This is a genomic window from Methanobacterium sp. (assembly GCF_016217785.1).
Classification (GTDB): Archaea; Methanobacteriota; Methanobacteria; order Methanobacteriales; family Methanobacteriaceae; genus Methanobacterium.
Genome location: NZ_JACRGA010000009.1, coordinates 41,525 through 57,641, shown reverse-complemented (window position 1 = coordinate 57,641; position 16,117 = coordinate 41,525). Strand labels below are relative to the sequence as shown.

At 38.8% G+C, this 16,117-nt stretch carries 13 protein-coding genes; 6 read left to right on the top strand and 7 right to left on the bottom strand.

Features of this window, described 5'->3' with window-relative positions; all coding sequences use genetic code 11:
• Positions 1–417 precede the first annotated feature (417 nt).
• The gene (locus HY987_RS04475) at positions 418–3,468 is read right to left on the bottom strand and encodes a carboxypeptidase regulatory-like domain-containing protein (RefSeq protein WP_292756047.1); all 3,051 of its coding nucleotides are present in this window, start codon (positions 3,466–3,468) and stop codon (positions 418–420) included.
• 392 nt (positions 3,469–3,860) lie between these two features.
• Here HY987_RS04475 and HY987_RS04470 point away from each other — a divergent pair, with 392 nt between their 5' ends.
• Positions 3,861–4,436 (top strand): PsbP-related protein, encoded by a 576-nt coding sequence (locus HY987_RS04470; RefSeq protein ID WP_292756045.1) that lies wholly within the window; start codon positions 3,861–3,863, stop codon positions 4,434–4,436.
• A 219-nt stretch (positions 4,437–4,655) separates the two neighbouring features.
• Here the strand turns inward: HY987_RS04470 and HY987_RS04465 are convergent, their stop codons facing one another.
• From HY987_RS04465 to HY987_RS04455, 3 genes are all read right to left on the bottom strand, one after another.
• Positions 4,656–5,420 (bottom strand): peptidoglycan-binding domain-containing protein, encoded by a 765-nt coding sequence (locus HY987_RS04465; RefSeq protein WP_292756043.1) that lies wholly within the window; start codon positions 5,418–5,420, stop codon positions 4,656–4,658.
• A 545-nt stretch (positions 5,421–5,965) separates the two neighbouring features.
• Entirely contained in the window at positions 5,966–7,750 is a 1,785-nt protein-coding gene (locus HY987_RS04460; RefSeq protein WP_292756041.1) for a UvrD-helicase domain-containing protein, read from the bottom strand.
• Between the two features lie 207 nt (positions 7,751–7,957).
• Positions 7,958–8,308 (bottom strand): hypothetical protein, encoded by a 351-nt coding sequence (locus HY987_RS04455; RefSeq protein WP_292756039.1) that lies wholly within the window; start codon positions 8,306–8,308, stop codon positions 7,958–7,960.
• A 221-nt stretch (positions 8,309–8,529) separates the two neighbouring features.
• Here HY987_RS04455 and HY987_RS04450 point away from each other — a divergent pair, with 221 nt between their 5' ends.
• A complete protein-coding gene (locus tag HY987_RS04450) occupies positions 8,530–8,970 on the top strand; it encodes an Hsp20/alpha crystallin family protein (RefSeq protein ID WP_292756037.1) in 441 nt (146 codons plus the stop codon).
• A 298-nt stretch (positions 8,971–9,268) separates the two neighbouring features.
• Here HY987_RS04450 and HY987_RS04445 read toward each other — a convergent pair whose 3' ends face one another.
• The gene (locus HY987_RS04445) at positions 9,269–9,457 is read right to left on the bottom strand and encodes a zinc-ribbon domain-containing protein (protein WP_292756036.1); all 189 of its coding nucleotides are present in this window, start codon (positions 9,455–9,457) and stop codon (positions 9,269–9,271) included.
• Between the two features lie 51 nt (positions 9,458–9,508).
• Positions 9,509–9,871, bottom strand: coding sequence for a DUF2085 domain-containing protein (locus tag HY987_RS04440; RefSeq protein WP_292756034.1), 363 nt, complete (start codon positions 9,869–9,871; stop codon positions 9,509–9,511).
• Between the two features lie 326 nt (positions 9,872–10,197).
• Between HY987_RS04440 and HY987_RS04435 the strand changes: the two genes are divergently transcribed.
• On the top strand, positions 10,198–11,385 hold the full coding sequence (locus tag HY987_RS04435; protein ID WP_292756032.1) for an ATP-binding protein: 1,188 nt from the start codon (positions 10,198–10,200) through the stop codon (positions 11,383–11,385).
• Between the two features lie 119 nt (positions 11,386–11,504).
• Here the strand turns inward: HY987_RS04435 and HY987_RS04430 are convergent, their stop codons facing one another.
• Positions 11,505–12,941, bottom strand: coding sequence for an MFS transporter (locus HY987_RS04430; protein ID WP_292756030.1), 1,437 nt, complete (start codon positions 12,939–12,941; stop codon positions 11,505–11,507).
• A gap of 469 nt (positions 12,942–13,410) precedes the next feature.
• On the opposite strand from HY987_RS04430, the gene HY987_RS04425 reads away from it, so the two are divergent.
• The 3 genes from HY987_RS04425 to HY987_RS04415 all read left to right on the top strand — a co-directional run bounded on the left by HY987_RS04425 (position 13,411) and on the right by HY987_RS04415 (position 16,093).
• Positions 13,411–13,935 carry a phospholipase D-like domain-containing protein gene (locus HY987_RS04425; RefSeq protein WP_292756028.1) on the top strand — a complete coding sequence of 175 codons (525 nt, stop codon included), beginning with the start codon at positions 13,411–13,413 and terminating at the stop codon, positions 13,933–13,935.
• A gap of 295 nt (positions 13,936–14,230) precedes the next feature.
• Entirely contained in the window at positions 14,231–15,370 is a 1,140-nt protein-coding gene (locus HY987_RS04420; protein WP_292756026.1) for an FtsX-like permease family protein, read from the top strand.
• A gap of 42 nt (positions 15,371–15,412) precedes the next feature.
• Positions 15,413–16,093 carry an ABC transporter ATP-binding protein gene (locus HY987_RS04415; RefSeq protein ID WP_292756024.1) on the top strand — a complete coding sequence of 227 codons (681 nt, stop codon included), beginning with the start codon at positions 15,413–15,415 and terminating at the stop codon, positions 16,091–16,093.
• The last annotated feature ends 24 nt before the right edge of the window (positions 16,094–16,117 follow it).

The window sequence follows — 16,117 nt, the reverse complement described above, 5'->3', positions numbered from 1 at the left end:
TGAATCTATTACTTCTTTGTTTGATTATCCCATCAACATTCTGTTTTAACAGACAATCATATAAAATTCTTCTTCAATGTTTCGATCAAAATCATACATGGAATCATAAGCATGAGGGAGTATTATTATATCTCCCCTGGAGCATTCTTTAATATAATTCAGCGCCTGATCAACTGAAATATTCATAAAAATATATTAAATTTTATTATAATTTAAGGTTTTAGGAGATCTAGATAACAAGTTTAGAAAACCTATAATTGTAAGTTTATTATTGCATTTAATCTTAATTTTAACCCCTAAATTTTGATTATGCCTATTTCCAAATAGAACAATACTTAAATAGCTGGAATAGGGAAATTAATCTTCTAAATCTTCCATTACAAAAATCCTAAAAAAAGAAAAAAAGGGAGAAAGGGGTTATTTTCTGGATGGTAACAGTAGTCCACCAATTACCAGTAATATTGCCAGTAGGATAGGTGCAATTGGTGCTCCTGTTTCCTGCATGCTGATAGTTTTTGCTTCTGCCACGTTCTGTGCGTTAACTGTGAGGTCTGATACGCCCTGGGTGTTTATGTTGTAGGTGTTTGAATTTATTGATGCCGTGAAAACGTATGAACCCGCTCTGGTAAACCAGCCAGTGATGTGCAGGTAAGGATCACCCACTGTAACGTTGGCCATGGTCCAGGTAATGGTCCTGGTAGTTGGATCATAAGTCCAGGTTCCGTCGCCTTCAATTTTATCAACCACAAAACCTTCTGGTACAGGTATGGTTATGGTCACGTTCTCTGCAGTGTCTGGTCCATTGTTCCCGAGCTTGTAGGTTAAAGTGAACTTCTCACCTACTCCAGGGTTCTGTTTGCTGCTGGTTATGGTGACGTACAGGTCACTTTTAGGCACGTAAATAGTTGAACTGGCTGAAGTTGCTGTTCCTTGTATGGTTGCGGTGTTGTTTGCGGTTTTACCTGCCATGGTAGCTGTTACTTTACCGGTTAAGGTTAAAGTTGCTGTTTCACCACTTGCCAGGTCCAGTGTCCAGATTCCATTATTGTATGTTCCTTTAGAAGGTGTTATGGTAACATCACTAAAACCGGATGGCATTATATCATTTATCTGAATGTTACTGGCATCTGATGGTCCGTTGTTGTGTGCAGTTACAGTATATGTGACTGTTTCACCTACATTTGGTCGTGTTTTGTCTACAGTTTTCGTTAAAACAATATCTGAGACTCTATTAACAGTTGTGGTTATTGTGGCTGTTTTAGAGCCGGGTGTAGTGGTCGTTTCGGTAGTTGCAGTGTTGGTTATTTGTGTTCCAGAGTTTGCAGATGATTTGACCGTGCCCCTTATTTGGATTACTGCAGTGTTACCATTGTTTATGGTTCCCAGGTTGATATTTAAAGGGTTAGAGAAGCTTATCCAGTCACTCCAAGCGCCACTATTGGTTTGGTAACGATATTCAAGAGTTCCTGTGTTGAAAGCATCAGCACCCACCATTACATCCTGTAATGTCACACCTTCAGCAATATCTGGGCCGTTATTGGTAATGGTAATATTGTATGTTAGTGATTCACCTGCAATAACAGTGTTGGGTCCTGTTTTGGTGATAGTCAGGTTCGCTGCTGGATTGATAGTTACTGTGGTGTATGGTGTTGTGTTTGGATTATTGGGGTCGTAAGGTGTTTGATAACTGTCAATCAAACCAGAAATATAGGCTATTCCTGGAGTTTGACTGGCTGTGAAAGTAGCAGTGGCAATACCACCTGCAGTTTCTACAACAGTTCCAGGGATGCTTCCCAGAGTGGTTGCGAATGTTACCTGAGTACCATCGGGTATATGGCCCAGGGATGGGTCAAATTCGGTGTAGGTAGTTCCATCAGATGAGTAGTTGTTGAAACTAACTGTAATCAAACTGGTTCCACCATTATTAATAGTAGTTGGATCAGCACTAACTGTCATGAACAACCATTGCGTAGGTGCTGCTGCACCAGAAATCAAATTAGGGAAATCTGGAATAGGATTGTTAGAACCCCACCAGTTATTTTCTGCATTTACTGAACCAGAATCGTTGCAAATAGCACTTCCCTGATTTGCAGAGTTATTGTAGAATCGGTTATAATTAGCTGTTAAATTAAATCCCGTATTATAGATAGCACCTCCAATAGAAATTGCGGTGTTATCTGTCAAACTACAGCCAAAAACATCCATTAGAGCATTCCAATTAACGATTGCTCCACCAATTTGTGCGGTGTTACCGGTGAAAGCGCAACCGGAAATAGTAGCATTAGCCGTACTACCCATGATGTTAATATAACCCATACTGTTGATAGCACCACCATTAGAACTTGCAGTGTTACTAACGAAAACACAATCAGTAATTGTAGCATTACCATTTTGATTACGAATAGCTCCAGCATAAGGTCCAGTGTTACTGGTGAAAGTACTATCAGTAACTGTTAAGGTACCGCCATTGTAGATGGCTCCACCAAAGTTACCAGCTGAGTTGCCAGTGAATGTACAGTCAGCAATATCCAAAGTACCCCTATTACTAATTGCACCACCAGCATATCCTGAGGGGTTGTCAGTAAATGTAGAGCCGGCTATAATAGCGGTTGCACCGAGATCCACGTAGATAGCACCACCATGATCAAGAACAGTGTTGGAATCGAAGGTACAGTCAGTGAGGGTTACAGTTCCACTTTCAACACGAAGAGCGCCACCATATTCAGATGAACCATCCCTGAATGTCAGTTGTTCTATGTTGACAGTTGCTCCGTTCCAGATAGTTAATATTCTGGCATTATCATCAGCATCAATAATGGTAGTATCCTGGTTTTCACCATGCAGGTTAACTGAAGTGTCAATACTCATACTGTACTCATTGTAAGTTCCCGGGGCGATGTATACAGTGTTAACTCCAGGGTTACCTGTAGCATAAGTTATACCCTCATTGATTGTGGTAAAAGCATTGCTGGCTCCGGTAAGATGTATGGTTGTTCCGTCAGAGAAGGTATAATTCTCATCTGGATTGATGGTCCATCCTTGATAGACATATGCATCGTTATTACCTAAATGTAAGTTCGCTGTACCGGTATAGGTTTCCTGGTTGTTGTTTACTGTGACTATTTGGGTGGATGGTTTGTGTCCATTGGCACTGGCAGTTACCGTGAAAACTCTATTCACGCTCTGGAAGCTGGTAGAGTAGGTTCCATCAGCACCAGTAGTGGTACTGGCAACTTGCGTTCCGTTATCATGTACAGTTACCGTTGCTCCCTGGAAAGGTTCACCATCAGAACATTGTTCAACCTGGCCTGAAATTTTTATTAAAGCCAGTTCATTAGAAGCAGAATCTGCTGAATTATCACTTGTATTAACATCTGCTGCTGAAACAGCACCCATACACAATACTAATAAAATGAAAAACAGGGGAATGATGATTTTTTTATTTATTTGTTTTTTGATCTTTTTCACCTCCTTTATGCCTGATAAAATTGATTATAATTAAATTGTTCTAACTTAACAATATATTTTACTAACAAACAGTAGATTGAATCTAAAAAAAAATGATGATGGGTATCCAAGCCCCGATGTACATAATGAATGGTTAAAAAGAAATTAAAGGACTTAATGGAAAGAATCGCCCTGGAATTAGAACGTCCTGTGTGGAACCTTACCTTAACACTATAACCACTGAAAAATGTGTAGATTTCTTTCATTGTATTTCCTCAACCAATCCAATTTTACACTCTCTAACAATCTTGGTGAAAAACATCACAATAACCTGTGTAAAACTTATTTTAATGTGACAATAAGCCATAATTGGAATATTAATTTGAGGGGAGTAAATCAAGAGGAGGGCTATTTTGAAAAAAGTTACATTATTTAGTATAGCATCCCTGTTACTGGCAGTGGTGGTTATTTCCGGTTGCACCACCCAGTCCACCGGGAACAACACCAGCAGCAATAAAACCTTTGCCCAGGATGGAATATCATTCCAGTATCCTGGAAACTGGAGTGAGAAAGCCATACCTGCCACTGACGTGAATCTGACCACCCAGTCGGGTTTTAAAATGTTAACCATTTTACTGGAAGGAAATGATATGAATGATTACACGGTGTACATGGGTATCGGCAAAAGCAACATGACCGCTGGAAACCTTACTGAAGCCGCAGACCGATTATTCAAGTACTATATCACTGCAGAAGCAGGGGACTATCTGAACACAACTAACGTTACACTGAAGAATGGTTACAGTGGATATGAATACATTTATGGTGGTACAGGGGCATCTTCTGGTAAAGTTTTAGATTGTAAAACCTACATATTTACCAAAGACAATAAAACAGCCTATTATATACAGTTCGCCACACCAAGGGGAGGTTTTGAATCACATCAAAACACGTTCCAGAATATCTTAAATAGTGTAACCATAAACTAAGGGATAGACTAAAAGAACCTTTCTTTATTTTTTTTTACCAAAAATATGGGACCATGTGGTCATATTCGTATCACAAAAAGTAAGATACCATAAAATAAGACTAAATTTTTTAAAAAAATAATAAAAAAAAATATGTAAAGGTCCAACAGTTTCCGAGTGAAACTGTTGAATACAGGTTTATATTAGAATATAGGTCTATTCTAATGTTGTGATATGCGCTTAACTACTTGCTATCACTTGTGCTGAGCTGCTGTGAGCAGTAGGTTGACCTACCCAAGCCTGGCCAGAGTAGTCAGCATCAACCCAGCTATTACCATTCCAGACCTCAACAGATCTGTGGTTGTTAACGTAGCTGTTTGCGTACTGAACAATCCGAGCTTTTTGACCGGATGAAGTTAATTGACTGTACATTGCATTACTAACATCCCAACAATCTCCACTGTAACCACTGCTACTGTAACTTCGAACAGTAGTTGCATAGGTCTTCTTGGAAGATGTTGAAGTTTTTGAGCTTGTTGTAGTGTCAGTACTGGTATCTTCATCAGATGCGGCCTGAACTTCAGCTACATGTTGATCCCAGGTTTCCATAGCTTTTTCAGTGTCATTACCTACAACACCGTCAACTATTAAACCGGATTCTGTTTGGAAATCCCTAACAGCTTTATCAGTGCTTGCACCGAATTCACCGTCTATATCTCCAGAGTAATATCCGTAATCAGTTAACCATTGCTGGATTTCTTTGACCTTGTCACCATTGGCTCCAAGTTGCATTATCTGTGATTGGTTAGTGGAATTATTTCCATTATCTCCCAGAACTTTTGAAGTGTTCTCCCCGAAGGGTTTGTTGTTCTGAAGCATATTTTCTGTTGCTTTTACATCAGCACCAGTAACTCCAATTTGGAAACCATCATAAGAAATTCCATAATTTGAATTTGAATTTTGGTCACCCACAGCTCCCACAATAGGGACTACTGCGATAACCATGCTTAACATGCATACAATAGCATAGCTAGAATATCTATTAATTATATCGCCTCCACGCCCCGAAAAATTAGAATTTTTTATAGGACTTCTCTTGACTTACACTACATGGAACCAACTTGTCTTATAAAGGTATGGAATTTTTTACTATAAAAGGGGATGTACAGACCCTTTTTTTAAATTTAAGACCCATTTTAGGCTTATCGTATCAACTATGTAAGGATAAGCTGGCTGCGTTGGTATTCTTAGTAAATGAGCTCAATTTATAGCTTGTTTCCCATAAATGGACTTATTCGAATCGTTTCTATCCGTGAAATACTCCTCCTTATCCTATCTTAAAAGGAATAAATGGGGCGTTATATCTATAAAGAACTCTAAATCAACTATTTTAGTCAAAATAACTGATAATATAAGTTAATGTAATTTGGGGAATTTTAAGGTCTTTTTTATCAAAAGAAGTTATATTAATTTTTTTTAATAAATTTTAGACTTTTAGATTCTCATGAATCACTTTCTATAAATATTTTAGTGAAAGAGTGGCATATATTTTAATAACTAGTTTTAAGGTCCTCTCCAAATCCTCGATATCGATCATTACAGTTTAAAACAATCAAATTCTGTAGTGTTCGCGTCACAGCGGTGTAAACCACTGAGTCCAGGTTTTTATTACCCCCATTCCAGTGTTCTGGGATTAATAGAATGACATTGGGAGATTCCCAACCTTTAAACTGGTGTATTGTACTTATTTTCAGACGTTTATCTGTTATGGATGAGATTTTTTTATTACGCCATTTGGAACTATTTTTGGTAAGAAATACATGGTCACAGGGAATGTTGTGATTGTCAAAAAATTCCACCAGTTCTGTTCCCATTTGATTTTTTGGAAGAAGTATAACAATTTCAGAAGGTTTAAACCTCTTTTTAGAAGATATTTCCTCCCGGCTGAATGTTTTATATGCTTCATAAACCTTAACAAGCCAGTTTTCACCCTGAATATTATCCCATCTGAAAAAAGATGGCCTATCATTAAAGAGTAAGGTTTGAGCAGAATCAAATTCAACAGATGATGATAATCCAAACTTTTCACTGAATTCATTGGCCAGTTGGGATATTTCTTTAGGCAGACGGTGGATGGTGTCTAGTTCTGCCCACCGACCACGGAACTGGACATTTTTCATCTCACCATCAATCCAGGATAATTCACGGTCGTATATATTCTGTTTCTCATCACAAACCAGGAAAAGTTCATTCCTGTTATTTAAGAACTTTGATAGGAAGTTATACCATTCCCAACTGTAATCCTGTCCTTCATCGATTAGTATGGCATCATATTTGAATTTTTCAAGGGTTTTAGTCTCAATTGACTCTTCCCGTACATCGTTATTTGATTCTTCCTGTACTTCGTTATTTGATTCTTCCTGTACTTTGTTATTTGATTCTTCCAGTATTTTTTTAAGTGCTTCTTCCAGTACCGGAAGAATATCATCGAACCTGGAAGGTGTGGGTAGAAAAAATTCATTTAACAGGTCCCTGCAGAATCCATGGAAATGTCTGAAGGTGATGTTGGACCAGTCAAAGTTGTAAGGACTTGCTTCTATCATTTCTTTAATGAAATACCATAAGTTGCGGTTGTAGGTTATCACCAGGACTTTTTGATTTCCCGTAGCCAGTTTAGCTGCCCTTTGGGCAAGAACTAGTGTTTTACCACTACCCGCGGCGCCACGGAGTCTGCGGTGTCCTGGTTTAGGTATGGTGAGCTGTTTCTGTTGTGTGGTCAGTTCAATACCAGTTCTCCTATCACGGTGATAGGGTGGATGCAACCATTTTTCCAGTTTATGAGCCCATTCCGGATTCATGAATCTGTCTTTCCTGAAGTCATAACCTGGAACAACCAGATAAAGACTATCCTCATCTAAATCATCACATCCGGCAACTGTAAGGTAAGGGTACTCTTCATACTGTATCTGTGCAGGGTAACTTTCCATATGGTGCAGGTATATACCAGTTTTGAATATTACAAAACTTTTGGGGTCCTGGTCTATTTTTTCACTGATTTCGGGCACTAACTCCTGTATTAATTTATTGCGATAGTAATCAAGCTGCTTTTTATTGGCTTTGGGGGTGTTGTTCTGGCAAGATCCATCAATGATCTTGTAGATCATGAGACCTCCTTCTGGGTTTAAAAGAACCAGATCAGGGTGAGATCCATTAAAAAAAGGTCGCCAGTAAATCTTCCAGTAACCAGGTAAGTAATCATCTAAAAAATTAATAAATGTAAGCTCTCCTTCACTTAAATCATGGAATGTTTCTAGTTTTTCCCTTGATGGAAACAACCTTCCCTCCAACTTAAAACCTCCAAATATTTACTTAGTGATATTTTTATCAGCATTGCCGGCAATTAATTGTATAAACATTAATATTGCATAACTTTTATATAAAAATTATTATTTTAATTTGGAGAGTAAAATGAGTATTAAAGAAATTTGAGATACAAAAAAAATAGAGGTTATGTATGATATTAAATGTTTTATGGACTTTGATTAAACTTTAAATTCCTCTTGGATAAATACAATGGATTCTAATTCTGGATCTTGGGACCATGTTCCTATTTCGGTATGGATATTCAGGTTCCATATTACAATAACTTCACAAAGAGGGTCCAGTTGAATTGCAAAGGATTCCCGGGGATTATCAGGGTCCAGGTACACTGCGTAACTGTCTTCTGACTGGTGGGTGGTCCACTGGTAAAACCTGAGATTGGAGAAAACTTGGGGGAGTTTCTCCTGGAGTAACCGGTACAGATCCTTTCCGAAACCTGAATACCTTACCAGTACATTATCCAGGGTTTCCTCCTGAAACTCCTCCGGGGGTGTTAATAGATCACCAGTCATAATCCTCCTAACATAAAAGACTTCCCTGTATATTTTTTTTATTTGTTCCAGGTCTGTGATTTATTTTATCTTAAAACTGTGTGTTAATAAAAACTAAAACGTGCAGTAAATAAAAAAAATATGTACCTTAAATTACATAATAAAAACTCACAAGAACATGGTGAAATTGCCATATTTACTGGTAGTATGGAAATCTAATTAAAATAAAAGGGGGATTTTAAATGGATGAGAAAAAAGGTGTCGATAACATGTTTAATGACATGATTAAGACCATTAAGGAAAAACAGGTGGATCTGGACAATGCCATAGCCGAGTACACTGGGGGACCAGTTAAACCAGCAATGGATGTCATGGAAAACGAAGAAGAAGTGGTGGTCAAAACTGACCTGCCTGGTTTTAAACGTGAAGACATAAAAATCGATCTCACCGAGGACACCCTGGAAATTAATGCAGAATTCTCCAAAGAAACTGAGGAAGAAGGTGAAGAAGAGGGATTAACCTTCCACAGGAAAGAAAGACGATTCGGATCAGCTGCCCGGACTTACATATTACCCGCTAAGGTAAAAATCGATGATGTCACCGCCAGCTTTAAAGACGGAGTCCTCACTGTCACCATGCCCAAACTGGAGAAGAAAGAAACCTTCAATGTTAAAATTGATTAAAAATTCATTACGCAAAATATCATTACCAATGGAATATCTATTTCCTAAAAAAAGTTGTAAATGCTAAAAAATCGGCTATTTACCTAAAAAAGTGTTAATAGGGGGTGAATATCAACCCCTAAATTTAATTTTTTTTTATCCCTTAAGTTTATTATTGTATTTTTGCAGTGTTTACAATACTGTTATTGTATTTTAATGGTGTTTACAATACTGTTCATCAATTCCTGGTCACTATTGAAGTCACCAGGATCATCTACAAATTGTAGATAGTAGGCAACCTGCCCATCTTTACCAGTAATTACGTATAGGGATTGAGTATCTTAACCGGAGTGGTCTGTTTACCCCACCATCCACCTTTTTTAGTTCCAGGGGTTTCTCCACTTGGAGGTACATTATAGGTAAATTTCGGTAATTCTGCACCACAATTCTGGCAGAAATCAGCCGAATCAATATTTTCTGTCTTACAGTTAGGACAAATCTTTGTCATTTAAATCACCATTTTTAAAATTATAATCATTAAAGCGGAATCCCATAAATATTAAAAACTTATTAAAATCATCCATTTAACAGCTTTAACTAAAATTGCAAGTCCAACACCCCCTACCAGTCCAGTTAATAAGCGTAATTTATTATCACTCTCCCTGGATCCTAACAGTTGAGTGAAACCATCTAAAAATGCAGGTATCATCATTAAAAATGCTATAAAAATCAGGTATAGGGTGTATTCAACATAGACAAAATAAGCCCCGATAAAATAGGAAAAAGCACCAATATAAAACCCGGTGCATCGAGCACAAACTGGGAAATACTTTCCTCTGATCTTAAATGTTCTTTGAGGAATCCGGTGACATATTAAATTTAAAGCCTTAAACTCATCTGAAACCATTGAATCCTGTTTCATAGAAACCCACCCCCTATATTAAATATGGTATAAAACAATTTCTCGTTCTAATAATCAATTAACTGGATGCAATATAAATGTTCCATGAAAACGAATAAGGCGCATAGTTAACATTATTGTTAATAAGAATTTTTTGCTCTAGAAAATATAAAACGATTTCTAGTTGAAAGTTCGGGTAATAGTTAAAATAGTAAACCTAGTCTAATAATTTGAACTAGTCAAAAATAAAATACTTATACTATCAGGTATAATAAAATAGATTAGTATATTAAAAAATACTTAAACCTTGTAGTATAACAAAATGAACTAAAATTAGATGTGATATCATGCCTATTTTACCCATGGGGATCCCTCAGGATGTGGATAAATTCTTCTATAACCGGGAAAAAGACCTTAAAAAATTAAAAAATTATATCAATGCTTTAAATTTAGATGTTGCCGAACAGATACTGGTAACCGGCTTTAGAGGTGTTGGTAAAACCTACCTCTTAAAGAAGCTGGCCAGTGATCTTCCAGATAACATACTGGTGTCCTACGTGGACATCTCACGAATTTATGGTGTGCAGAAGGGCAAGATCACTGAAGAACTGATAATGAAGGAGATTTTAACCTCGCTGAATCAATCTCTCACAAAAAAAGAAAGCTACCCCTCTAAAATAAAAAGATCGCTTACAACTACCCTCCATAAAATCAACTGGAAGAAATATGATTTTAAAGAAGCAGGGGGAATTATGGGAGTTGACATACCCCACGTTAGTGATGATTACGATAAACTAAGCCACTTTATCATGCAGTTTCCCCAAAAATTAGTGGATTCATCATCCGGAAACCTGAAAGGGGTTCTGGTAATCATTGATGAATTCCAGCTCATTGGGGAACTGGATAACCCCACTGCATTTTTCTGGATGATCCGCAGCTACACCCAGGAGCAGGATAATGTAACCTACATCTTCACTGGTTCCACATCCAAAACCAGTGATATTGTGGAGATGATTAATGGAAATAATGGAGCCTATGGGGGGCGAATGATCCAGTTCAATGTGGATCCCTTCTCCTCTGATGAAACCAGGAGGTACCTATCGGAAAAGGTACCGGAAATAAATTTCACCAGTGATGGTTTTGCACGTTTCTATCAATGTACCAGGGGAATACCGGCTTATATTAATAGTTTCTGCAATACACTTTCAGCAGGGGAAGTTTACGATGAAAATATGATTAAGGAAACGTTCTTTGAGAAAATGGATCAGATCATCATCATGTGGATCCGAATTTGGGGAAGTCTTTCTAATCATGAGAAGGAGATTCTGATAAATCTTGCTCAATCCGGACCCCAAAGGTGGACGGAACTCATGGAAACCACGGATCTATCCAGGGGAACCCTGGCCAAATATCTGGATATCCTTAAAAACAAAGGAATAATCAATATCGAGGCAAAAAATTATAAAATAGGTGATTTAATGCTGGAAACATGGCTGCAACATAGAGAAGAGCTTGATGGTTATTATCCCCCTTAATAGATTTACCCTTCAATGGGTTATCCAATCAATAGATTCATCCAATCAATAGATTTCCCCATTAATAGATTGCCAATCAATAGCTTTATAAATCAATGGAATCATCAATCAAATAGATTTTATCCATTAATAATAACCATTATGTTACTTATAGTGCCTGCAACCTTCTTTTCCACACGGATGGTTTTGGCCATAGCCACCTTTTCATATTTGACTATTGATTCCTTCTTATTTTTAATTCCGGCAATGGATAAGAATGCCATGCCCATGCTCAATAGTGCTCCGAAGATCACCACCAGGTGCAGTCCACTGGTGAGACTAGCTGCTGCTGGTCCGTAAAGTTCACTGGACTGCATTAATTCTGGTGAGATGGCAGAGTGGAGTATCAGCCCGGCATAACACACAGCAAAGACCATACCCAGGTTTCGGGTGGTGGCTAGGATACCAGAGGCCATACCTGCTTTATCTGAGGGTAACTCTGACATAATAGCCTTATTAATGGGTGACTGGAAGAGTGCTGCCCCCAATCCCAGGAGACCAAGTCTGAAGAAAACATCCCAGGCATTGGAGTTCACTGATAGTTGGGTCATGGAAAGCAGGGCCACTGCTGATACCACTCCACCCAGGAATGCCGGGAACCTTGAACCGAATTTATCGGATATCATCCCACTAATGGGGGATACAGTCATCATTAAGACGGGTGATGCGGTTAATACCAGTCCAGTGGTGAACTGATCAAGGTGCAGCACCTTCTGCAGATAGAAGGGCACTGCAAAGAACATCATATACATACATAAATAGTTAAAGTGCAGGCTGAGGTTGAATGCACTGAACTTCCTGTTTTTGAAGAGTTTCAACTTCAACACCGGATTTTCAGTCCTGAGCTCCTGATAAATGAATAAAACCAGGCTGCCCAGGGCCATGATTCCAGTGATGATTGCGGTGGTGTAGCTGGCATTTTCCACCATGGTCAGGGTGTACACTGTTAAAAACAGGCATATGAACTGGAGTACGGTCCCGGCTATGTCCCATTTAACCGGACTCTTCTGGCTGCGTTTTAAGATCAGGTAACAGAAGGCAAAGTCCAGGATTCCCACTGGCAGGTTCACCAGGAATATGGATCTCCAGCCCATAAATCCGGACATTATCCCCCCGATGGCGGGCCCCAGTGCCAGACCTGCGGCTATGGCCACGGCATATATTCCCAGGGCCCTTCCCAGTTGGTGGGAGGGGAATGATTTTCTCACCAGGGCCATGGAAACACTGATCATCATAGCTGCTGCCAGGCCCTGTAATCCCCTGAAAATAATCAGTGATTCTATTGACGGTGATAAACTACAAAGCAGGGATGTGACCACGAACCCGGCCAAACCGGCTAGATATACCCGTTCCTGTCCCCAGAAGTCTCCGGCACGTGAGAAAAACAGCACAAATCCCAGGAGGGTGATGAGGTAACTGGTTAGAACCCACTGGGCTGTGGCTAAACCTACTCCAAAATAGACTGATATTGTTGGTAGGGATACGTTGATTATGCTGGCATTTATAGGAACCATCATGGTTCCCAGAGCTAGTGCTAGCAGGATCTGCCATTTCTTGTCGTAACCTGTGATTTTACCATGACCCAGGAGAGGGATTTAAATAATGAGCAGATAATCCCTTATATCCACTTAGTAATAGCATTTTCACAGTTAAAAAAAACCTGTTAAAAGAATTTAAAAGATTTGGTTGCGTTTTGATATTTTTAGAAATAAATTTACCTGTAAATCTCAATTAAAATTACACCTTCATAACAAATTATTAGTACACTATAAATTAAGTTGATCATCCTTTATAAATGTTATTAAGATCTCTACATCCCCCTTAAATCTGTAACCATATCCCGCCTAAATCTGCATATTAATGCTTTTTACAATAAACATATTTTATATTGTACTGACAATACATTATCATTAATAGGAATATTTTTAATATTTAATAATTTATTGTGCCCTAATATATTTTTTATTGTATCCTGGAGTAAAGCAAATGAACCTAGAAAAGTTGTCTCTAAATTCAAAGTTGAAACTCCTGGGCAGGGGTCAGATACTCCCCCACCTCCAGACGAGTATCTCCCAAGCAACTGATAGTATTCTGATAGTTGGCCCCTGGCTTGATGCTTATTTTGTAGGCAAAATCATTGATTCAATGGCTGACCAAAATATAGGGGTTTCTTTCATTGTCCGTATAGAGGACGACGATGTTATTGATTCAAAAACACTATCAGCGTTGAACTTAGCAAGAAAAAACATAAAAAAATTCCAGGCCAGAACCCTCAAGAACCTCCACTCTAAGATCATCCTACTAGATAAGGATATATTTTACCTGGGCAGCACCAACTGGTACTGGTACAGTCTCCATGAATCATTGGAAGTTACTGTAACCGGGAAAACATCCCTTATAACAGATATCATTTCAGAAATGGATAGTTACTGGGAGAAGGCCACTCCTTTAACTATGGATGACCTGAAGGACTACAATGATTTTGAACCAATTAAGAAGGATATTCATTGATATTTTTACGGACAACACGTAAATAATATTTTTACGGATACCCTAGATTAAGATACTACGTAAAATTAAATAAATTAGATATAACGGAATAAATGAATTAAATAATGGAATAATGAATTATATACCGCCAACTGGTAAGTATAAAACCCCATTAGCATTTTATGCTAATCTAACATGATTAATAGTCATAAAAAAATAGTAAAATTTATATTTAGAACAATCAAACTATCTCTTCTAATAATTTAATCTAAAACCATTAAAATGATTATAACTAGTTAAAGAAAGGTGAATTATAATGTTAGATATCGCTTTTAAAGATTTTAAGGCCAAAAAAGGCCGCGCTGCCATGTGCATCATAGGAGTCATGGTATGCGTTTTACTCATCGGCACTGTTAACCTGGTATTATACGAAATGGAATCCGGTCTTAAAGGAGACCTGGGAACAGTCAATGGAAAACTTTACTTTGAAAAAAATGGAACCAGCTTCCCACCCTATGCCAGTATACTCCCTGAAAGTCTGGGAAATGAAGTCTTAACCCGCAGCGAAGTTAACCCGGATAAGAGCACCAAAGCACTCTTTGCACCTATACAGGGTAGTAATGATACCCGCTACACCATGATCGTGGGTCTGGCACCAGGTAAGGAGCAGGCTTTCATTGAAAATACCACGGTAACTGGTAAAAGTTCTCTGGTGGGGGAAAGTGACAATGCAGTTATTCTGGGATCTGAGACTGCAAAAACTTACAATGCAAGTGTGGGCAGCACCATAACTGTTCAGGGCAACCAGTATCAGGTGATTGGTATTATGAAGCAGGTGGGCACAGGATGGCCTCTGACCATTGATAGCTCCATGGTCATGTCCCTATCCCATGCACAATCTGTCATGGAAATGCCCAGTCTCATATCCACCGTTATAATCGTACCCAGCGGATCCATAGACACTGCTGAGACCAGCCTGCAGGATGCATATCCCAGTTACAGCATTTACTCTGAAAAGGACACCCAGAAAACACTGGATGATAACTTAAGTCAGATCAGGATATTCATGAACATGATCAGTGCATTCATCTTCGTGGTTTCAGTGATCATCATCATGATCGTTATGATGATGTCAGTTAAGGAAAAAACCAAGGAAATAGGTACTATGCGGGCCATTGGAACCAGGAAAAGATCAATTTTGGCATTGATAATCTATGAATCACTCATCCTGAGTTTGATAGGTGGTATTATTGGAATCATACTCATGTCACCCACCTATAACATGCTGGGACTTTTAATGGGTGAAGCTGATGTAAACTTCCTGAGTTTCAACATACCCATGCCAATAGTCTTCCAGGTGCTGGTGATTGTCTTTGTCATTGGAACATTCAGTGGACTCCTACCAGCCTATATGGCCACCCGTATCAGCCCCATAGATGCTTTAAGATATGAATAAAGATTATCATGAAAAAATATCAAATTAGAAGGTGTGTTTAATATGAAAGGTTTAGTTAAGGGAGAGGGACTCTGGAAAACTTATAAACTGGACAGCACAGAGGTCCACGCTCTAAGAGGATTGAATATAACCGTTGATGAGGGTGAATTTGTGTCCATAATGGGCCCATCTGGGTCTGGTAAATCAACCCTCCTCAACATGATCGGAGGTCTGGACACCCCTACCAGGGGCGATCTCTTCATTGGTGAGAAGGAAATTTCCTCCATGAAGGATGGGGAACTTACTAAAATGCGTGCAGAAAATATTGGATATATATTCCAGACATTTAACCTCCTACCAGCGTTAACTGTCCGTGATAATGTAGGGTTCCCCATGAGGAACCTGAGTGGAGATAAGAAGATGGATAAATCTTCCAGAACTCGAAGGGCAGAAGAGTGCGTGGAGATTGTTGGTCTGGGTCCCCGGATGAACTATCTTCCATCCAAACTTTCCGGGGGAGAAAGGCAAAGGGTGGCCATTGCCCGGGCCCTGGTTAACAATCCTAAATTCATCCTGGCAGATGAACCCACCGGAAACCTGGACACCGAGGCCACCGAGAACATAATCAACCTTTTACACCAGGTTAACGATGAAGGCACCACCGTGATTATGGTTACACATGACGTGGACACCACCAAGGATACACGGGTAATGCGAATCAGAGATGGGGTTATTGAAAGCTAAATCCCATTTTTCTTTTATTTTTTA